This is a genomic window from Pseudomonas sp. MPB26, assembly GCF_046605355.1.
GTDB classification, from domain to species: domain Bacteria; phylum Pseudomonadota; class Gammaproteobacteria; order Pseudomonadales; family Pseudomonadaceae; genus Aquipseudomonas; species Aquipseudomonas cedrina.
The window spans coordinates 1959683-1978717 of sequence record NZ_CP176793.1 but is presented as its reverse complement, the minus strand read 5'-3'; the positions used below and the strand labels follow the sequence as shown (position 1 = coordinate 1978717).

The following is a 19035-nucleotide window of genomic DNA, read 5'->3' as shown; positions in this document are numbered from 1 at the left end:
TGCGGTCTCAGGCCGTGCGCCAATTTGCACGCGAGGCAGCCCATTGCCGGCAAGTAGGGCAATTTGGCAATAGGCCTCAACAACATGCCGGGAGATGCAAGCCTGCCTCTTTAGTGAATCTGCTGCTCGGCTGAGCAAGGTGATTATCCAAATCAACCCGTAACAGATAGCACTTGCCGTCGCTTTGTCGCTATTATGCCTACGAATAGTCATAATGCCCTCAAATTGACAGCGAGTATCTTGCATGGCCAGATTAAGCGTTCGCGACTTTCCTGATAACTTGCACCAACTGCTGCTACAGGCAGCTGCCAGGCATGAACGTTCACTAGAAGGGGAAACCCGGTTTGGACTGGCGCGTTATCTTGAATCCCTCGAAGCGCCTCAGCCTGAGACAGCGTCGTTGTGTGAATCTTGGCAGCGCTCTACCGGCCAGCGTTTGCAAAAGCTATTTACGCGCTTGCGCGAAGACGACGTTTTTTCCTGGGGCGAGCGCAGCGACTTGCCTCACCTAGCCTTGGCTTTAGGGGAAACGTCGCCGGCAACTCTGATGAACTGCATCGACGGTCGTGAAGCGCTGCCCTTTGATCTGGCCAAGCGTATTGCTGACCGCTACAGTTGCAGTCTGGAGTGGCTAATCAACGGCTCAAGCTCCATGTTTCCATATCCGGAAGTTGGCGGGGACTATCACGAGTTTTTCGAGCCAGCAGTCAGCGGCAGTGGTGTCAGTATCAAGCTGGTCCGGCTCTGCACCGTTGAGGATTCCGACGGCAATCCAGGCCCACATGACGGTACCTTGCTGATGTTCAGATGCAAGGACGACAAACCAAACATTGCCTCGGGGTATAGCGGTCGCTTTTATTTAAATGATCGTATGGGTGGTGGCGGCCATGGCAGCCTGGCAAATTTTGCCAATTTTCTAAACGAGAATAGAAGCTTGCAATTCAGCGAATACAACTGCACGGCGCCGATTGATAATTCGATGATGTGGGACCACCACCCCAACTACTATCTTGGTTTCAAGCATTGCAGTAAGGCCTCCTGGCTCTACCCTCTGCTTGCTGGCAGGTCACCTTCCAGCATTGATTGGTCGCAGCAGCACGGCTACATGAGCCCAAAGCCGAAGATTAGCTACTTTCATGATCTGTAGTGACTAAATCTGCGTATTGATCCCACTGAATGGCTCGGGCGATTTTGGCGGATGCGTGACATCCAGCGCAGTGCGGCAATAACCAACGTCCTGCCACGCACCATGCTTGAATCCCACCTCTGGATGCGTGCCGATGTGAGAGAGGCCAAGTGCTTTGTGCAGTCCCACGCTGCCTTTGTTCGACAACACGATCCGGCATGAGCTGTGTGAAAACCTTGCGTCCTCATATCGCCAGCACCACGTCATACCACGCCCGCCCGACTTCGCTACGATGCGCTTCTGCGTGTGCAGAGCCAGCGACCTGGTCGTCTCGCACTGCAACCAAGTACGGGTAATTCGGCAGCGTCGCCTCTATCCGCTTGACCATCTCTTCGACTGAAGGCGGCTCAAGCTCAAACGAAATCACAGTATTCCCATCCAGCGGTGCATGGACTGCCGGATGGCTACTGCATCCAAACCTTGCGCAATCCTTACGATGATGTTGCTCATCGCCCATAGCCGTGGCCGAAGAAGTGCAGGAGCACCTAAAGCGGCAAAAAGTGCAGATCGGCATGTCAGCTCAACAGAGCTAAACTGAAGATTGCCGAGAATGAGTACCCAACTACTCCTGCGCAATGACTTTGAGGGCCTCACTATGACCATGCCGAATGAACGCACACGGACAGTCATCCAGACGGGGAAATTTCTGCTTGAGCTATCCCAAGATTCATCTTTGCCCGAACCGATACGCCGTGACGCCAAATTTCTCCTGCGTCACTATCCAAATCCGTTTCAGATGCTGCTGGCGGGTCGGATCGAAGAAGCGTCAGATCCTGACGTGTCTCCAATGGGTCCGGTTTTCAGCTCTTCCACCGAAATCAGCTATCACTCCCCGATCACTTACGATACAGACGCGAAAGTCCCCAGATGAACGATTGGGATAGAGCTATCGGAGCCCTGGCTGCTGCTCGAAAAGTCGTGTTTTTCACCGGCGCCGGCGTCTCTGCTGCAAGTGGGATTCCAACATTTCGCGACAAGCTCACAGGCTTTTGGGAGAAGCATGCCCCTGAAAAGTTGGAAACAGCACGGGCTTTTCGAGAGAACCCTCAACTGGTCTGGGGATGGTACCTCTGGCGGCGTTCCCAAGCTGGCCAAGCCCAACCAAACGCCGCTCATCTTTCGATTAGCCGACTGGCGAGCACCGGCATACAGGTTTCAGTTATCACTCAGAATATTGATGACCTGCACGAGCGCGCGGGATCTCAAAACGTTGTGCATTTGCACGGCAGCTTGATCAATCCGATCTGCTTTGCCTGCAAGCGTCCGGCTGAACTCACAACTGAACAACTCCAGGTTTCTGCAGAAGGACAATGGGTAGAGCCTCCACGGTGTACCCGGTGCAATGGGAAACTCCGACCCGGAGTTGTATGGTTTGGAGAGGATCTGCCTTCAGGATGTTGGAAAGCAGCATTGGCTGACGTCAAAAGTTGCAACGTTCTGATCTCCGTCGGGACCTCAGGAATCGTCAGGCCTGCGGCGGATATACCTGAAATCGCGTCGACATCTGGTGCGACGGTCATCCACGTAAACATTGCAGACGTTTGCCTAGGGGCTCCAAACGAGCTGATGCTCATGGGTTCGGCCGAGCAAGTGTTGCCTGCGCTGTTGCTGGCCACACCCTCTTCATAGGACTGACAATGTCTTGGGAGGACAACGCGACCGCTTTCGTAGCGCTTACTTTCCAGGCCCTCTGGGTTTAGGTGAACCTTTGGACTCTGATAGCAGTCGGCTGTACGCATCCTCTAAGCCTTCCCGAGTTTGCGCGGGCAACGCTGGTTTCTTCTCTCGCTTGGGCTTCGAAGGGAGATTGCACGGTGAACCCGGTGGATGGAGCAGCTCGAAAGTCTTGCGCTCCTCGGCTGTAAGGGATGAAACAAAAATCTTCTCGCTCACACGTAAAGCACGATCGTCCTTGGCAAAGCTCAAGACGTTTGATGGCATCGGCACCGGGAACGGGCAACGGAGGTCAGGCCTGCCCCCGGTTTTGCTCTTATGTACGCTGAGGCGAATTAGCTCCTCGACGTCGTCCCTACTGCTGGAGTAAGCGGCTGAAAGGTATGCCTTGTTGACGTCCTCCAAAGTAATCGTATGGCGACGGGCTGCACGGGCTTCAAGATACGCCACCTTGATCAGTTGAACCGCCAGACGCTTTATACCGAACGTCCAGCGATACAGCTCATGTACCAGGGCACTTGGATCTGCAGATACGCGCCCCCCGCTCACACGTATGCATTCTAGAACATATTCCTTCCAGGCCTTCGAGTCAGGATGGTCCGGTAGCATGATACGGGGTTCAGAGAGAAGCCGTTGCTTGTCCTCACTATTCCTTGTCAGCAATTTGTGACCCAGGCTGTAGTTGGCCACATAGATCATTGGAACCCCAAGCCCGGCCATGGTGAGGAGAATATCCGTAACGCGGGCCACCCCTTGACCAGTGCTCTGATGCTGCATCTCTTCGAGCATCATTAGTGATACACCATCACGATTCACCCTACGCCGGCACTCCGTCAGTAGCTTTGATGTATTCGCTCTAACTCCTGTCGCGTCGCCACCGAGGAAGTCTTCCAACAGCTGCCTGCCGCCAGCCTTACCCCTGGCGCTGGCGTACCAATACGAGATCAATATATGAGGTTCGTGGTAATGAGCGGATGCATAAGGTGCAGGTCCAGGCATCACCTTCATCAGCGCACTGATAGTTTGGCTCTTCCCAACCCCTGCAAGGCCGGTGAGGCAGATAGGAAACGCCTCGTTCTCCGGGGGGTGATACAGCCGCCGCTGATATTGCTGGTCCGTGGAAAAACTCTCAGCCGAAAAGCTGCGCGCACGATCAACGCTGTCTTTGATGAAGTCCAAAGAAAACTGGTTGGGAAGGAAAATCGTCTTCAGTACCTCTGACAAACGCTCAGCGGCCAATGCAGGGCTTAACTCCTCAAGCCCGGTTACCGGATCAGGTTGCACTGTAATCAAACTCCGGATATCAGCCAGCGTGTCCAGCCCGTCAAAGCGCGCAGAAAAGATGTTAGTCATTGCCTTTCCCCATCAACCGCTTCTGGTCGGCGGCATCACGCTCAGCCGCTCCGCCCTTCGCAGGGCGCCCAGGCTTGCGGATACCAATGTCCCAGGCCTTGCCAGTGGCGTGAAGAAATTTGGCATTGCGATCCTGAAGGATTGCGGGCTGCTCCTCACGAAGCTGCGCATTGCCGCGCAGCCGATTCTCATTGAGCGCCTGAAGATCCGACAGCGAAATGTCGACGCTGCTGGGATGGACGCTCGCTGGCTTTACAAAGTCCAGCTCGTACAAAACACCTTCTAATTCGACCCAGATATGTCTGACACACATGGTCATGACATAAGCGGTTACCGGTATTTGGCCATTGAACGCAATCCGGTCAAAAACTTCGGTTCCAATCAACTTCGATGAATTGTATTTACGACCGTAAAAATAAACGCCACTCCTTTTGATGTGCGCCGGACGAGGAGTCAGAAATTCTCTCACTGCGTAGTCAAAACTCACCTCCGTGCCGGAATCGTAACCAAGATCACTATAGAATTTGTAAATGTTATGTGGCGTGGGACTGAAGCCCACCTCCAACATCTCAGGCGTCATCTTCCCTTCAGTACCTGAAGCATGGTTATCGTAAATAGCTTGCAGAATATGCCGCTTGCATATCTCTACAAAGTTGAGAGAGCTATGAAAGTGTGTTGGCTGATCATTGTCAGATTTGGTCCTAGGATGCGACGATTCAACCGTTGCTTTCGACTGACCCGAGTGAGTAGGAGTCAGTTCAAGTCTGGATAACCAACTCATCATTTCGCCACGGGCCACTGCTTCTGAACGAATCGGTACGCCCATGGTAGAGCCTGGTCCACGGTCAAAGACGATGTTTTGCGGCAGTCCGTAAGTGGGCCAGTCTTCTTTTCTGATCGTCAGGCCAAACAACGATGCAAATTTGACCTTGCAAATGGCCATTGAGAACAGGGCCATGCGGTAGGCTTCCATGGTTTCTTTGTTTTCGGAGAAACCCAAGGCGACTACAGCACCAGACTGGCCACACACCCCTCGAACTATACAGGCCGAATCCATAGCGGATCCTTCGAGCAAGCCAGATATCTTGCCTTTGGGGTTATAGCCGTCAAATTCAACAAGTTGGTTTACATTGACCAAGTCATGGGAAAAGCTTCCAACAAACCCGGACTTAGCTCGAGCCCCACTGGTACCTCTACGTGCCTTCCTATATGCCTTGGTGCTTATCGCCTGACCAAGGTAGTAATCGTACTGTCCTTTTGTGGGGAAAGGCTTACCTTCGGGGTGATAGAACTTCTTATTTCCTGCCGATGTTGTAAAAGGAATACAACCGAATTCACCCACCAGCACGGCACCAAAGATTTCAGCGTCAGATTTAGTTTTATCGTTGTATTTGATGAACCCGTCCAGGATAGAAGTCTGCATTTCGGCCGTAGCAGGAGATCTGGATTTACGTCCTGACTTTGGCGGCCTTCCCAACATTTGCCCGTCTGCCGTCTGTTCCCTTTTGCCTCTACCGCAGCGGTCGAACTTGGGCATAAGCGCCCACTTCGAGCGGCCGAACACCAGATAGCTAAAAAACCAAAACCTCAACCGGGCTGCATTCTGAGAAGGTGACTGATTGGCAGCATGAGCGTTGATGATCGATTCGGGATTGTCGTTCGAGAGGATCTCTTCAGCATGATCTACCAACTCCGCTATGGCGAGGTAACGCTTGTTAACCATTTCATCGTAGCTTTTCGTTGCCCTTACCCGATCTTTTTCCAATTGATCCACTGAAATGCCCCGGATGGCCATTAACCAAGGAGGTGTGGCGTCACTACCGCATTCCACAAGATCACCATTGGTCAGGGCCAGATCAAATTCAGGCCGGGAAAGCGTTAGCAACCTCGCAGTGGTGCCCTCTTCATCAAAAAATACAAGGCGTGCCCTGTTTGCCCTGCCTTCACCTGCAAGGAAATAGTATTCGACATCCTTCGTCAGCCCTTTGAATCCTTCAGGTGCTCTCAGCTTAGAACCAGTGATCATTCGGAAAGCCCGGCAAAAAGTGAGCTATAGACCTGCAGAACATCCGGCGCATCCGTCACCAATGGATGATTGATAAGGATCGGGTCAAACAAACTGACCGGTAGTTTGCGCTCCCATATGTCTTTGTAGATCTTCGTCAGAAACAGATCACGCCGCCCCCACCGCTGTCCGTACCTCAAGGCAACGGACGCTACTGGTCTCCCTTGAGTGACACAGTCTTCGATGTCGTGTGAGAAATCCTCGAGAAGATTTGATTCGAGACTGATCTCGCGATCATGGTAGCCATACAGAAGATCCAAGTTGGCCACTAGGACTGGATCCAGCAGATCCCTGGAAACCCTCACAGTCCTGATGCCTGCACTGTGATAGTAAATCTCTTCCAAGGCGTGCCGTAAGCGAGCTTTCTCGCGGTTTTCTTTCTGTTTCGCCAAGCTCTTCAAACTTCCCCGAGCGACCTCATCAAAATCCATCGCATTCAACTTTACCGTCCAGTTCACGGCATAGGGGTCCGAGCCTTGCGGCTGGATATAGAGAAGTAAATCGCCCAAATAGGGGTGGGGAACCCTCTGGCGCTCACCATCATCGTAGGTCACGACAGCTGTAGCGTGTTTGAGACCGATTTCCTCTGCAACCAATGATGTTCCCTTCACTGGCAGAAGTTTCAGCCCAGCAGCTAAGGGGTTTCCTTGAAGTGGATGAACTTGTGGAATGGGGCTGAGCATTTTCTGCTCATGCAACTCGAACACGTCGGGGTTATAAAGAGCCAGTTGTGCGAAAATTCTTTCAGGGGTAGAAAGAAGATGCAGTGCTCGTCCAAGCTTCCTGCTATTAAGGCGGCATATACGAGAGCCCTTGGGCGCTTCACCAGGGACCGCATAAATTCCGGATAAGTAAATATCTCCCCATTTGAAGCGGCCTTGTCGACCTATTATGCGGAGTAACGATTTCTTTAGATCCACTTATGTTATCTACCATCCATTCAATCCTTAGCAGGTGACGAATAACAGTCCACCTACATCGGTTGAATAAGCCATCCAATAGCGCGGGCACGGCGATAGCTACACCACGCGCAGTATACTTTTCTGGAGACGAGCGGAACCGTGCAGGGCTTGACGCCCTACGCGAGGGGATAGACAATGGATTCGTCAGGAGTCGAAAGCTGACTTATCCTCAAAGGCCCAAGGTCACACTTGGGCCTTTGTCTATCTGGCTCCTGGGTTTCTATCCAGATTCCATGTTGTTTTTCCTCAGGCTTCAGTAATAGGCACTTAAACTATCTCGTTTGAGATAGCTGCGCTTTGGCAGTAACCTCGACGTTAATTAGGTAGAATTTGCATCAGTTGTTTGTAATGCATCTTCAGTTTCAGTACTGCCTTTAGTAAACGTCACTTAATGATGCATGGTACCGCCGAAAAATGTCGGTTGACAACTGGAATAAAACATCTAAGTTGCGCCTCCGCCGGCGCTTTTTTACTGACTTCCCAGTGTTTTCGGTGCTTGGAGCGCCAAAAACCGGCATGCATAGATGACCCGGTAATTAAAAAAATTTGGTAAATCCCCCCAGTTATGGGACCTACGATTCGTGAATAATCGTCTACCTGTTTAGGCGAAATTGATCCGTAGCACGAGTAGCCGGCCGCTAAACTCATTTCCTCTGTTTCCGCTCGGAGGCCACATGAGCGTCACTTCAGGTCACGAATGGGTGAGAGGGCAATTCCCTCGGCTGGACTGGCTACCCGACGAAACACTATTCAGCCTATGCAGTCGACAGCATCTGGTAATGGGTAACCTAGACCCTGCGACTACATCGACTGCGATGTTGGGTCTATCTGAGAAATTTATAAAGCATGATATTCCTTGCGGCATAGCAGCTTTAGAACAGAATGGATTTCATTATTGGGGAAACGCTGATTCGATTCTCTTACATCACACAATATTCTCAGTATTTGTACCGTTCCAAAATAAAATCAAAATTGAAGATGCAATAATAACTATAAAAGGCGATCGAATTGATTCACTTAAATATCGACTTGGTTTGGTATCAAGTGGTTTTGGCGCTGAACACCCGTTGAAAGCATGTACGTATTGTATGCGCGAGGATGTGTACGCCCATGGTATAGCTTACTGGCACCTCACACACCAATATCCAGGTGTGTTGATCTGTCCACGCCACCAAGCTTGGCTCATGGTATCCACCAAAAGTAGGCGGTGGTCAGGTAGGTTTGAATGGTCGCTACCTACCAAGGACTGCTTGATCCATCAGGCCTGCTCACAGAAACTGTGGTTACGCCCGGTTTTCCTGAGCTTGGCAAACAATGTCATCGATCTTGCGGTCATCGGCAGAGTAATGTCCCTCGAGTCCTGCGCCGTCGCTGCGACCTATCGAACAGCTGTGCTCCAAGGGGGTAGATCTGCATCGCTGCTTGATCGCATAGAGCCGCTTCGCCGCTTTCATCTGTTTGAATCATTGCCGCAAGATGAGAAAAGCACTGAGTCATTTATGAACCAGCTTATTCGTACCCCCCGCAGAAGCATTCATCCTTTGAAGCATCTGGTGCTGATTGATTGGCTATTTGATGACCTGCACTCGTTCCTACAGTCCTACAAAGCTGAAGTGGCCAGATCAGCCCAGCAAGTGGCAAGCGCTCCATCGCGGGCACCTGATAAGCGAGTCTCGCTATCAAGCTCTCCAGCCAAAAAAGCTCTCAGGCCCAAACGACTAAAGGGCCAGCTCAAGGAGGATCTGCTGTCAAAACTGGCTGAGGGCGTGTCGAAACAGGTGCTGTGTGACGAGTTTCAAATCTCTGTCTCCACGATCAATAAGCTATTACTTGCCCATCCAGCGACCTACGCCATGGCACTAAAAGCGAGGCACTGCCGCGAGATTGATGAGCACAGGAGTCAGTGGCAACACTTGCACAGTTTGTATCCTGAATTGGGAGTTCAGGCTTTGAGGGACACAATGCCTCCTCTCTACGCCTGGCTTTACCGAAACGACAAAGCCTGGCTGATAGCCGAAGTGCAAACCTTCGCCAAACCAGCGCACGTGAACAAACGACATGTTGACTGGGAGGCCCGGGATTATCGGCTACTGAGCATGTTACAAACGGCGTGCGAATCGATCTCTTTACCGCAGCGCGGTCCGGCCACAATGGCCCAGCTGTGCGCCATGATCCCCATGCTATCGACTTGCCTGGAAAATCGGGGCCAATACCCCGAGTCCAGAGTATACCTGTCTACGGTGCTGGGTCGCTCCAAGCCGCAAGACCTCCCCGTCCAGGGATAGGGCATTAATGCACCCGAGCGTACCTAGCTAAGGTCGAACAAGCTTGACGACTACGACCTCTGAAGTCCCCAATTACTCGACGTTTTCCAAGAATCGACACAACTGTTTTCGGGACAGTGATCTGTTTCGCTGGCTGTTTAATGAGGTACTGCGTCGCTGCATGAACGCAGGCCTGCTCAAGGGGGATGGCTTAGCTGTGGACGCCAGCATCGTCACAGCGGATGCGAGTCGGCAGCGTGGCACACCGGGCGAAGAACCGGTTGTTACCGCAAGCACCTGAATGATCCATTTACCGAAACTTTACTGATTCTGGCTCCTAGTTTGCAAACCATCACCAGAGTTAGTTTTTTTGCCGATCGGGTTGGATCAGCGTGGCATCGGCCCCTGGTTCAATGCGGCATCAGCCTGCGGAGCAAGCATTAAGGAGTCCTTTTGACATTTGGCATGAACACTCTCAACATCAATCTGAATGACATCGGCGGTCGCTCTAACACGACTGCTAACGCATAAAGAAATAGATGGCCAATCTCCAAGAGGGCATTGCGCACATGGACCTCGCACGACTCGAGCAACTCGTAAGCGGACAGGGAGAGTGCGTCAATGGCTGCGACCTGTCAGCTGAGGACGCTGCCATCTTTGTGCAGGACAAATTTTCGCATTATTCGTTTTGCCTGGTCCAAAACTGGACGCTGCTCGAGCTGGAAGCCTGCAACGAAGAGTGCGATGCTCTTCGTTCCCGTGGCTTGGAGCCAATGGTCGTCTATGCGCGCAGCGTCGTACTCGATAGTCGTGAGCGGTTTAATCCTGGAGACTGGGTACGTAGCTCCTTCCAAATGAGCTACGACGACACAGGACTCTTTTTTACCAAAAACACGTTGTATGTTCTGCTCGGTAACGGCTCCCGGCAGAAAATCACACTTAGGGATCTTTTGAGCTTGAAATGAGCTTCCCGGCAGCGCGAATCCAATGCACAACTCTTGGACACGAAAGGATTGAACGATAGGTTCAGCACGTGGCAGCGCCCTGTCACCCACCCACCACCCAGACACCGCCGTTGATCTATTCGCTTGAAGATCCATCATCTACAACATGTGGATCAGGAGCGAGTCGAGCTTGTGCCCGTGTTGATTCTGGGTATGCCTGGCAAGGGCACCACCTGCTCGGGCTTCATCCGCCTAGCTCTGCCATTGATCGGGGCAGAATTGCAGCATGGATATACCAGCGGCCGTAGAGTGTGAAAGCCCGCTTGGGTGAAGGCGGACGCAGAATGAGGACTCGGATGAGGACAGGACCAGTGCCCAATCCCACTAAGGTAGTCCTCCTCCACAAAATGTGGATATAACCGTTCTTCCGCCTGATAGGTATTCCAAAGCGAATCTACAGTTCGCATTTGGCGATCATACGAGGCCGCATTAACCAGGAAATCATCACAGGACTCGTAGACTAGGATAATCGCCTCCAAGATTCCCCAAATCTCCCGTGAGTCTATGTAAGGTGAGCGAACAGTTGGCGAACCCTCCGGTGGCTGGAGTATGCGGCCCATCTTCTTCCGGAGCTCCAGAACCTGAAGTGCAACGTCGCCGGTCATAGTCGGTAAAACGGTTTCCGCCTTGTCATGCAGAGCGCGAGCAGCGGCCAGATACGAAATGACCTTCTGCGTCGAACATAGCCGATGGAATGTCACTGCACGTCGAAGCGCCAGCGCATCCAAATTTGGAGTTGAAGGCGCTTCACAGAGTTGCCTGCCTTTACACCCTCTCCACATCACATCCAGGCTGTGCCCCTTATAGGAAAAGGGCCTTTCGCAGAAGTGGCAACGCTCTAAAAGGACCGTGTTGTGTTTGTGGCACACCGTCACCTTAGGATAGGTGTAGCGCCTCCAGTAGGAAAACCCCTGGCTTTCCAAATCCTCCCTGACACAGTCCGGGCAGTAGGCAGAGCTGAGCATGTCTAGGCGGGAGGCCTTCGAAGCGTACAGAGGTCCAGAATAGGAGATGTCCTGGTCGACCTTGATAACATGCTTCGCTGCCAACAGTGTGTGGTTGTGAACCAACCGGTTAAACCCGTAGCAGCCTCGCCAGCCTGTAAGTCCAGCAATTTTTCGCAACTGCTTGGTGTCGAAGGAGCTGCGAGGAGACAGATCATCTAGTAGCGAGCGCTCTGGCGAGTACTGATTGATATGAATTGTTCGTATCACAAACGAGATGAGGGATTCATCGGGCTGGATCTGCAAAAGCATCAGAAGGTCCTGAGGTTGGCTGCGGCCGAGTGTAGGCACCAAACGAAAAACGCTATTGCATGAGGGATGCCGTGAAACGGCTCCCTGAAAGCTGCGACAGTTTTTTATCTTCTAAACCACCGGAGAAAGCGTCACTGGCTAGTCAACCGGAGGATCGGAGGCGCCAGCGACAGACTTTATTTAGTTCCGACAGACTTTATTTCGTAGCTTCAGGCGGGCCTCCAGGATGCGGCGCGTTTACTCCACCGTCACCGACTTCGCCAAGTTGCGCGGCTGGTCGACGTCAGTGCCTTTGAGCACCGCCACGTAATACGACAGCAACTGCAGCGGAATGGTGTAGAGGATCGGCGACAGGGTGTCGTGGATGTGCGGCATGTTGATGACGTGGGTGCCTTCACCGTTGGTCATGCCGGCTTTTTCGTCAGCGAACACTACCAGTTGGCCGCCACGGGCGCGGACTTCCTGCAGGTTGGATTTGAGTTTCTCCAATAGCTCGTTGTTCGGCGCCACGGTAACGACCGGCATGTCGTCATCCACCAGGGCCAATGGGCCATGCTTGAGCTCGCCGGCCGGGTAGGCTTCGGCGTGGATGTAGGAGATTTCCTTGAGCTTCAGCGCGCCTTCCATCGCGACCGGGTATTGCGCGCCGCGGCCTAGGAACAGGGTGTGGTTTTTGTCGGCGAACAGTTCGGCGACTTTTTCTACGACGCTGTCCATGGCCAAGGCTTCACCCAGGCGGGCTGGCAGACGGCGCAGTTCTTCGACCAGGGTGGCTTCGACGCCTTCGGCGAGCGTGCCGCGAACCTGGCCCAGGGACAGGGTGAGCAACAACAAGCCAACCAGCTGGGTGGTGAAGGCCTTGGTGGACGCCACGCCGATTTCGCGACCGGCCTGGGTCAGCAGGGTCAGGTCGGATTCACGCACCAGCGAGCTGATGCTGACGTTGCAGATCGCCAGGCTGGCCAGGAAGCCCAGCTCTTTCGCGTTGCGCAGAGCGGCCAGGGTGTCGGCAGTTTCGCCGGACTGCGAGATGGTCACGAACAGGGTGTCGGGTTGCACCACCACTTTGCGGTAGCGGAACTCGCTGGCCACTTCGACCTGGCACGGGATGCCGGCCAGTTCTTCCAGCCAGTAACGGGCAACCATGCCGGCGTGGTAGCTGGTGCCGCAGGCCACGATTTGCACGTTACGCACTTTGGCAAACAGTTCGGCCGCTTGTGGGCCGAAGGCGTTGACCAGCACTTGGTGCTGGCTCAGGCGGCCTTCCAGAGTGCGTTGCACCACGGACGGTTGCTCGTGGATTTCCTTGAGCATGAAGTGGCGGAACTCGCCCTTGTCGGCGGCTTCGGCACCGTCGCGGTATTGCACGGCTTCACGCTCGACGGAGTTGCCGTTCACGTCCCAGATCGCCACGCTTTCACGGCGGATGTCGGCAATATCGCCTTCTTCCAGGTACATGAAGCGGTCGGTGACCTGGCGCAGGGCCAGTTGGTCGGAGGCGAGGAAGTTTTCACCCAGGCCCAGGCCAATCACCAATGGGCTGCCACTGCGGGCGGCAACCACACGGTCGGGCTGGCTGGCGCTTACCACGGCCAGGCCATAGGCGCCATGCAGTTCCTTGACCGTGGCCTTGAGCGCGGTGGTCAGGTCGTTGTGGTCCTTGAGCTTGTGGTTGAGCAGGTGCGCAATGACTTCGGTGTCGGTGTCCGACGTGAAGACGTAGCCCAGGCCCTTGAGTTGTTCACGCAATACTTCGTGGTTTTCGATGATGCCGTTGTGCACCACGGCCAGGTCACCGGAGAAATGCGGGTGGGCGTTGCGTTCGCACGGCGCACCGTGGGTGGCCCAGCGGGTGTGGGCGATACCGAGACGACCTACCAGTGGCTCACCGGCCAGGGCTTGTTCCAACTCGCTGACTTTGCCCGGACGGCGCATGCGCTCGAGCTTGCCGGCATTGCTGAAGACAGCCACACCGGCGCTGTCGTAACCACGATATTCCAGGCGCTTGAGGCCTTCGAGCAGGATGGGGGTGATGTTGCGTTCAGCGACTGCGCCTACGATGCCACACATGGTGTTTCTCCTAGATGATTGCCGCGCATATCAGCGTAATGCCGCGGGCTTGGATCTGGTCGCGGGCCTCAAGCGGCAGGCGATCATCGGTGATAAGGGTATGGACGCTGCTCCAAGGCAGTTCCAGGTTGGGAATCTTGCGGCCGATCTTGTCGGATTCGACCATCACCACGACTTCACGGGCGACCTCGGCCATGACTCGGCTGAGCCCCAGCAGTTCGTTGAAGGTGGTGGTACCGCGCTGCAGATCGATGCCGTCGGCGCCGATGAACAGTTGATCAAAGTCGTAGGAGCGCAGTACTTGCTCGGCGACCTGACCCTGGAACGAGTCTGAATGCGGGTCCCAGGTACCGCCGGTCATCAACAGCACCGGCTCGTGTTCCAGCTCGCTCAATGCGCGGGCGACGTTCAGGGAGTTGGTCATCACCACCAGGCCAGGTTGGTGGCCCAGCTCGGGGATCATGGCGGCGGTGGTGCTGCCGCTGTCGATGATGATGCGGGCATGCTCGCGAAGGCGGGTCACGGCGGCACGGGCGATCGCACGCTTGTAGGCGGAGATGGGTTGGGCGGCATCGCCCACCAGTTCCTGAGGCATGGTGATCGCGCCACCGTAGCGACGCAGCAGCAGGCCGTTGCTTTCCAAGGCGGCCAGGTCCTTGCGGATAGTGACTTCCGACGTTTCGAAACGCTTGGCCAATTCATCCACGCTGACTTCGCCCTGTTCATTGAGCAAGGTCAGGATGTTGTGGCGCCGTTGGGGTGTATTTCGTTTCGACATGGTGATGATAAGTTTCGTTTCGAAAGATAACGAAGGCAATCAAAACCTATTGGCGAAAGATCGTCAAGCGGGGCGTGTTAAATTTTAAGCTCACCACAAACCAAATGTGGGAGCGAGCAAGCCCGTTCCCACATTGGTTATTGTTGCCAAGCAAACTGTGGATAACTCAGGTCTTGTTGATTTTGACCGGGCGCTTCCAACCATCGATGTTGCGCTGGCGCGCGCGGGCCACAGCCAGTTGTGACTTATCCACATGCTGGTTGATGGTCGAACCTGCCGCGGTGCTGGCGCCATCGTCGAGGGTAACCGGAGCCACCAGCGAATTATTGGAGCCGATGAACACGTCTGCACCAATGGTGGTGTGGTGCTTATTCGCGCCATCGTAGTTGCACGTGATGGTGCCGGCGCCAATGTTGGTGCGCTCACCCACAGTGGCATCGCCAAGGTAGGTCAGGTGGCCGACCTTGGCCTCGTCACCCAACCTGGCGTTTTTCATTTCAACAAAATTGCCCACGTGCGCCTTGGCCCCTAGCACACTCCCCGGACGCAACCGCGCGAACGGGCCGGCATCACTGCCCTCGCCCATCACGGCGCCATCGATGTGGCTGTTGGCTTTAACCACCACACCTTTGCGCAACGTGCTGTCCTTGATCACGCAGTTAGGACCGATCACCACGTCGTCTTCGATGATCACGCGGCCTTCTAGGATCACGTTGATGTCGATCAGCACGTCGCGGCCGACGGTGACCTCACCGCGCACATCGAATCGTGCCGGGTCACGCAGGGTCACACCCTGGGCCATCAGGCGGCGACCTTCGCGCAGTTGGTAATGGCGTTCAAGTTCCGCGAGCTGCTTGCGGTCATTGGCGCCCTGCACTTCCATCGGGTCGTGAGGTTGCTCGGTGGCGACCAACAGGCCATCGCTGACAGCCATCTCAATGACATCAGTGAGGTAGTACTCGCCCTGAGCATTGTTGTTGGACAGGCGGCTCATCCAATCGGCGAGCTTATTAGCCGGCACCGCCAGAATCCCGGTGTTGCCTTCGGTGATGGCGCGCTGGGCTTCGCTTGCGTCCTTGTGCTCAACGATGGCTGCGACCTTGCCGTCGGCGTTACGCACGATACGTCCGTAGCCGGTGGGGTCATCCAGTTCAACGGTGAGCAGGCCCATCTGGCCAGGCACCACGTGCTTGAGCAGGCGTTGCAGGGTTTCTACTTCGATCAGCGGTACGTCGCCGTAGAGGATCAGCACGGTGTCGGCGGTAATGAACGGCACGGCCTGCGCGGTGGCATGGCCGGTACCAAGTTGTTTGTCCTGCAGAACGAAATTCAGGTCGTCAGCGGCCAGGCGCTCACGAACCACATCGGCACCATGGCCGATCACCACGTGGATGCGTTGTGGATCGAGCTGCCGTGCGCTGTGGATAACGTGACCCAGCATGGAATTGCCGGCAACCGGGTGCAGCACCTTGGGCAGGGCCGAACGCATGCGGGTGCCCTGGCCTGCGGCGAGAATAACGATTTCAAGAGACATGAATGGCTACCAATCCTGGGCGGTCCGGCTTCAGACCAGAGAAGTGTTTTGCAAAAAAAGAAAAAGGGTAGCCGAGGCTACCCTTTTTAATCAATCGCGCATTAAGCATGACGGCATCGCCGTTTACTTCTTGCGGATCTGCTGGAGCGTGCGCAGCTGAGCTGCAGCCTCGGCCAGACGTACAGCAGCAGCGCTGTAGTCGAAGTCCGCACCCTTTTCGTTCAGGGCCTTCTCGGCAGCCTTGACGGCTTCCTGAGCGGAGGCTTCATCCAGGTCGCCAGCACGTTGCACGGTGTCGGCAAGTACCTTGACCATGTTCGGCTGAACCTCGAGGAAACCACCGGAGATGTAAAACACCTCACGTTCCCCGCCTTGCTTGGTCAGAGTGATCGGACCTGGTTTCAAGCTGGTAATCAGCGGGGCGTGACCCATGGCGATACCAAGATCACCCAGGTCGCCGTGCGCTGTTACAAACTCGACCAGACCGGAGAAGATTTCCCCTTCCGCGCTGACGATATCGCAATGGACTGTCATAGCCATCTGATTGCCTCAACCTGATGAGCGCCCGTTTCCGGGCGCCAGGATTACAGTTTCTTGGCTTTCTCGATCGCTTCTTCGATGCCGCCGACCATGTAGAACGCTTGTTCTGGCAGGTGGTCGTAGTCACCGTTGAGGATGCCTTTGAAGCCTGCAATGGTGTCTTTCAGGGAAACGTATTTACCCGAGGCACCGGTGAAGACTTCAGCCACGAAGAACGGCTGCGACAAGAAACGCTGGATCTTACGAGCACGGTTTACCAACTGCTTGTCGGCTTCCGACAGCTCGTCCATACCCAGGATCGCAATGATGTCCTTCAGTTCTTTGTAACGCTGCAGCACGTACTGAACGCCGCGAGCGGTGTCGTAGTGCTCCTGGCCGATCACGTTCGGGTCCAGCTGGCGCGAAGTCGAGTCGAGTGGATCGACCGCTGGGTAGATACCCAGGGATGCGATGTCACGGGACAGTACGACGGTGGCGTCCAAGTGGGCGAAGGTGGTGGCTGGCGATGGGTCGGTCAAGTCATCCGCAGGTACGTATACCGCTTGGATCGACGTGATCGAACCTTCCTTGGTCGAAGTGATACGTTCTTGCAGAACGCCCATCTCTTCAGCCAGGGTCGGCTGGTAACCTACTGCCGAAGGCATACGGCCCAGCAGTGCGGACACTTCAGTACCGGCCAGGGTGTAACGATAGATGTTGTCGACGAACAGCAGAACGTCGTTACCTTCGTCACGGAACTTCTCGGCCATGGTCAGGCCGGTCAGTGCCACGCGCAGACGGTTGCCCGGCGGCTCGTTCATCTGACCGTAAACCAGTGCCACTTTGTCCAGAACGTTGGAGTCCTTCATCTCGTGGTAGAAGTCGTTACCCTCACGGGTACGCTCACCCACACCGGCGAACACGGAATAACCGCTGTGCTCGATGGCGATGTTACGGATCAGTTCCATCATGTTTACGGTCTTGCCTACACCGGCACCACCGAACAGACCGACTTTACCGCCTTTGGCGAACGGGCAGACCAGGTCGATAACCTTGATGCCGGTTTCCAGCAGGTCGTTGCCGCCCGCTTGTTCGGCGAACGAAGGTGCTGGACGGTGAATGCCCCAACGCTCTTCGGTGTCGATCGGACCGGCTTCGTCAATCGGGTTGCCCAGTACGTCCATGATCCGGCCCAGGGTCGCTTTACCGACCGGTACGGAGATGGCTGCGCCAGAGTCGATAACGTCCAGACCGCGCTTCAAGCCTTCGGTCGAACCCATCGCAATGGTACGAACTACGCCGTCGCCCAGCTGCTGCTGAACTTCCAGAGTAGTGTCCGCGCCTTGTACTTTCAGCGCGTTGTAGATGCTCGGTACGCTGTCGCGTGGGAATTCCACGTCGATAACGGCGCCGATGATTTGAACGATACGTCCGCTACTCATAGCTGGATCCTCTGAATATTTGAACCGTTAAACCGCGGCAGCGCCGCCGACGATTTCCGAGATCTCTTGGGTGATCGCAGCCTGACGCGCCTTGTTGTAGATCAGCTGCAAATCGCTGATCAGATCACCGGCGTTATCGGTAGCGTTTTTCATCGCGATCATCCGCGCCGCTTGTTCAGCTGCGTTGTTCTCGACCACCGCCTGGTACACCTGCGACTCAACGTAGCGCACCATCAAGCCGTCAAGCAGCTCTTTGGCGTCTGGTTCGTAGAGGTAGTCCCAGTGGTGCTTGAGTTCCTGATCCGGAGTCGCCACCAGTGGGATCAATTGCTCCACGGTTGGCTGCTGGGTCATGGTGTTGATGAACTTGTTGGATACCACGGACAGGCGGTCAATCCGGCCTTCCAGGTACGCATCCAGCATCACCTTCACACTGCCGATCAAATCATTGATCGACGGCTCTTCACCCAGGTGGCTGATAGCTGCAACGACGTTACCGCCGAAGTTACGGAAAAAGGCCGCACCCTTGCTACCCACAACACACAGATCGATCTCGACGCCGTTTTCGCGGTTTACCGCCATGTCCTTGACCAGGGCCTTGAACAGGTTGGTATTCAGGCCACCGCACAAACCACGGTCACTGCTCACTACCACATAACCCACGCGTTTGACGGCGCGCTCGATCATGAACGGGTGGCGGTATTCCGGGTTGGCGTTGGCCAGATGCCCAATTACCTGGCGGATACGCTCCGCATAAGGACGGCTAGCAGCCATGCGCATTTGTGCCTTGCGCATTTTGCTGACCGCCACTTTTTCCATGGCGCTGGTAATCTTTTGCGTGCTTTTGATGCTCGCAATCTTACTGCGAATCTCTTTTGCGCCTGCCATGTAACACCTATCAGGTTAGCAAGCGGGAGCCTTGCGGCTC

General features: G+C 54.8%; 15 protein-coding genes and 1 pseudogene. 6 read left to right on the top strand and 10 right to left on the bottom strand.

Annotated features, from left to right (window positions below; genetic code table 11):
• Nucleotides 1–244 precede the first annotated feature (244 nt).
• From ACLH0H_RS09090 to ACLH0H_RS09080, 3 genes are all read left to right on the top strand, one after another.
• Entirely contained in the window at nucleotides 245–1147 is a 903-nt protein-coding gene (locus tag ACLH0H_RS09090; protein WP_159961237.1) for a FitA-like ribbon-helix-helix domain-containing protein, read from the top strand.
• A 589-nt stretch (nucleotides 1148–1736) separates the two neighbouring features.
• On the top strand, nucleotides 1737–2057 hold the full coding sequence (locus ACLH0H_RS09085; protein ID WP_411381763.1) for a BPSL0761 family protein: 321 nt from the start codon (nucleotides 1737–1739) through the stop codon (nucleotides 2055–2057).
• Entirely contained in the window at nucleotides 2054–2815 is a 762-nt protein-coding gene (locus ACLH0H_RS09080) for an SIR2 family NAD-dependent protein deacylase (RefSeq protein ID WP_411381762.1), read from the top strand. Before ACLH0H_RS09085 ends, ACLH0H_RS09080 begins: the two co-directional genes overlap by 4 nt.
• Nucleotides 2816–2860: 45 nt before the next feature.
• Here ACLH0H_RS09080 and ACLH0H_RS09075 read toward each other — a convergent pair whose 3' ends face one another.
• From ACLH0H_RS09075 to ACLH0H_RS09065, 3 genes are read right to left on the bottom strand one after another with little or no spacing between them, the layout of a single operon-like run.
• Nucleotides 2861–4213, bottom strand: coding sequence for a transposase (locus tag ACLH0H_RS09075; protein ID WP_411381761.1), 1353 nt, complete (start codon nucleotides 4211–4213; stop codon nucleotides 2861–2863).
• On the bottom strand, nucleotides 4206–6239 hold the full coding sequence (locus ACLH0H_RS09070; RefSeq protein ID WP_411381760.1) for a transposase: 2034 nt from the start codon (nucleotides 6237–6239) through the stop codon (nucleotides 4206–4208). The genes ACLH0H_RS09075 and ACLH0H_RS09070 overlap by 8 nt, the downstream gene beginning before the upstream one ends.
• Complete coding sequence (locus tag ACLH0H_RS09065) at nucleotides 6236–6961, bottom strand: transposase (RefSeq protein WP_406998531.1); 726 nt, start codon at nucleotides 6959–6961, stop codon at nucleotides 6236–6238. The genes ACLH0H_RS09070 and ACLH0H_RS09065 overlap by 4 nt, the downstream gene beginning before the upstream one ends.
• A 953-nt stretch (nucleotides 6962–7914) precedes the next feature.
• On the opposite strand from ACLH0H_RS09065, the gene ACLH0H_RS09060 reads away from it, so the two are divergent.
• The 3 genes and pseudogenes from ACLH0H_RS09060 (at nucleotide 7915) to ACLH0H_RS09050 (ending at nucleotide 10469) form a co-directional block, all read left to right on the top strand.
• Entirely contained in the window at nucleotides 7915–9525 is a 1611-nt protein-coding gene (locus ACLH0H_RS09060; protein ID WP_411381759.1) for a TnsD family Tn7-like transposition protein, read from the top strand.
• A gap of 61 nt (nucleotides 9526–9586) precedes the next feature.
• Nucleotides 9587–9781: pseudogene (locus tag ACLH0H_RS09055) on the top strand (IS5/IS1182 family transposase); the annotation flags it as partial.
• Nucleotides 9782–10043: 262 nt separating this feature from the next.
• The gene (locus ACLH0H_RS09050) at nucleotides 10044–10469 is read left to right on the top strand and encodes a DUF6957 family protein (RefSeq protein ID WP_406998533.1); all 426 of its coding nucleotides are present in this window, start codon (nucleotides 10044–10046) and stop codon (nucleotides 10467–10469) included.
• A gap of 152 nt (nucleotides 10470–10621) precedes the next feature.
• On the opposite strand, the gene ACLH0H_RS09045 is transcribed toward ACLH0H_RS09050, so the two are convergent.
• From ACLH0H_RS09045 to atpG, 7 genes are all read right to left on the bottom strand, one after another.
• Nucleotides 10622–11764 (bottom strand): TniQ family protein, encoded by a 1143-nt coding sequence (locus ACLH0H_RS09045; protein WP_411381758.1) that lies wholly within the window; start codon nucleotides 11762–11764, stop codon nucleotides 10622–10624.
• A gap of 237 nt (nucleotides 11765–12001) precedes the next feature.
• Nucleotides 12002–13834: a glutamine--fructose-6-phosphate transaminase (isomerizing) gene (gene glmS / locus ACLH0H_RS09040; protein ID WP_411381757.1), complete on the bottom strand. Its 1833-nt coding sequence runs from the start codon at nucleotides 13832–13834 to the stop codon at nucleotides 12002–12004.
• Between the two features lie 10 nt (nucleotides 13835–13844).
• Nucleotides 13845–14612 (bottom strand): DeoR/GlpR family DNA-binding transcription regulator, encoded by a 768-nt coding sequence (locus tag ACLH0H_RS09035; protein WP_076952153.1) that lies wholly within the window; start codon nucleotides 14610–14612, stop codon nucleotides 13845–13847.
• Between the two features lie 166 nt (nucleotides 14613–14778).
• A complete protein-coding gene (gene glmU, locus ACLH0H_RS09030) occupies nucleotides 14779–16146 on the bottom strand; it encodes a bifunctional UDP-N-acetylglucosamine diphosphorylase/glucosamine-1-phosphate N-acetyltransferase GlmU (RefSeq protein ID WP_307388030.1) in 1368 nt (455 codons plus the stop codon).
• 123 nt (nucleotides 16147–16269) lie between these two features.
• Nucleotides 16270–16686, bottom strand: a complete 417-nt coding sequence (locus ACLH0H_RS09025) for a F0F1 ATP synthase subunit epsilon (RefSeq protein ID WP_003195825.1) — start codon at nucleotides 16684–16686, stop codon at nucleotides 16270–16272.
• A 44-nt stretch (nucleotides 16687–16730) separates the two neighbouring features.
• Nucleotides 16731–18107, bottom strand: coding sequence for a F0F1 ATP synthase subunit beta (gene atpD, locus ACLH0H_RS09020; RefSeq protein ID WP_057725772.1), 1377 nt, complete (start codon nucleotides 18105–18107; stop codon nucleotides 16731–16733).
• A gap of 27 nt (nucleotides 18108–18134) precedes the next feature.
• Nucleotides 18135–18995, bottom strand: a complete 861-nt coding sequence (atpG, locus tag ACLH0H_RS09015) for a F0F1 ATP synthase subunit gamma (protein WP_003195829.1) — start codon at nucleotides 18993–18995, stop codon at nucleotides 18135–18137.
• Nucleotides 18996–19035: the final 40 nt, after the last annotated feature.

What these genes read in the sequence shown, in the direction of transcription:
- ACLH0H_RS09090 (WP_159961237.1), top strand. Translation starts at nt 245, where the DNA reads ATGGCCAGATTAAGCGTTCGCGACTTTCCTGATAACTTGCACCAACTG.
- ACLH0H_RS09085 (WP_411381763.1), top strand. Translation starts at nt 1,737, where the DNA reads ATGAGTACCCAACTACTCCTGCGCAATGACTTTGAGGGCCTCACTATG.
- ACLH0H_RS09080 (WP_411381762.1), top strand. Translation starts at nt 2,054, where the DNA reads ATGAACGATTGGGATAGAGCTATCGGAGCCCTGGCTGCTGCTCGAAAA.
- ACLH0H_RS09075 (WP_411381761.1), bottom strand. Translation starts at nt 4,213, where the DNA reads ATGACTAACATCTTTTCTGCGCGCTTTGACGGGCTGGACACGCTGGCT.
- ACLH0H_RS09070 (WP_411381760.1), bottom strand. Translation starts at nt 6,239, where the DNA reads ATGATCACTGGTTCTAAGCTGAGAGCACCTGAAGGATTCAAAGGGCTG.
- ACLH0H_RS09065 (WP_406998531.1), bottom strand. Translation starts at nt 6,961, where the DNA reads ATGCTCAGCCCCATTCCACAAGTTCATCCACTTCAAGGAAACCCCTTA.
- ACLH0H_RS09060 (WP_411381759.1), top strand. Translation starts at nt 7,915, where the DNA reads ATGAGCGTCACTTCAGGTCACGAATGGGTGAGAGGGCAATTCCCTCGG.
- ACLH0H_RS09050 (WP_406998533.1), top strand. Translation starts at nt 10,044, where the DNA reads ATGGCCAATCTCCAAGAGGGCATTGCGCACATGGACCTCGCACGACTC.
- ACLH0H_RS09045 (WP_411381758.1), bottom strand. Translation starts at nt 11,764, where the DNA reads ATGCTTTTGCAGATCCAGCCCGATGAATCCCTCATCTCGTTTGTGATA.
- glmS (WP_411381757.1), bottom strand. Translation starts at nt 13,834, where the DNA reads ATGTGTGGCATCGTAGGCGCAGTCGCTGAACGCAACATCACCCCCATC.
- ACLH0H_RS09035 (WP_076952153.1), bottom strand. Translation starts at nt 14,612, where the DNA reads ATGTCGAAACGAAATACACCCCAACGGCGCCACAACATCCTGACCTTG.
- glmU (WP_307388030.1), bottom strand. Translation starts at nt 16,146, where the DNA reads ATGTCTCTTGAAATCGTTATTCTCGCCGCAGGCCAGGGCACCCGCATG.
- ACLH0H_RS09025 (WP_003195825.1), bottom strand. Translation starts at nt 16,686, where the DNA reads ATGGCTATGACAGTCCATTGCGATATCGTCAGCGCGGAAGGGGAAATC.
- atpD (WP_057725772.1), bottom strand. Translation starts at nt 18,107, where the DNA reads ATGAGTAGCGGACGTATCGTTCAAATCATCGGCGCCGTTATCGACGTG.
- atpG (WP_003195829.1), bottom strand. Translation starts at nt 18,995, where the DNA reads ATGGCAGGCGCAAAAGAGATTCGCAGTAAGATTGCGAGCATCAAAAGC.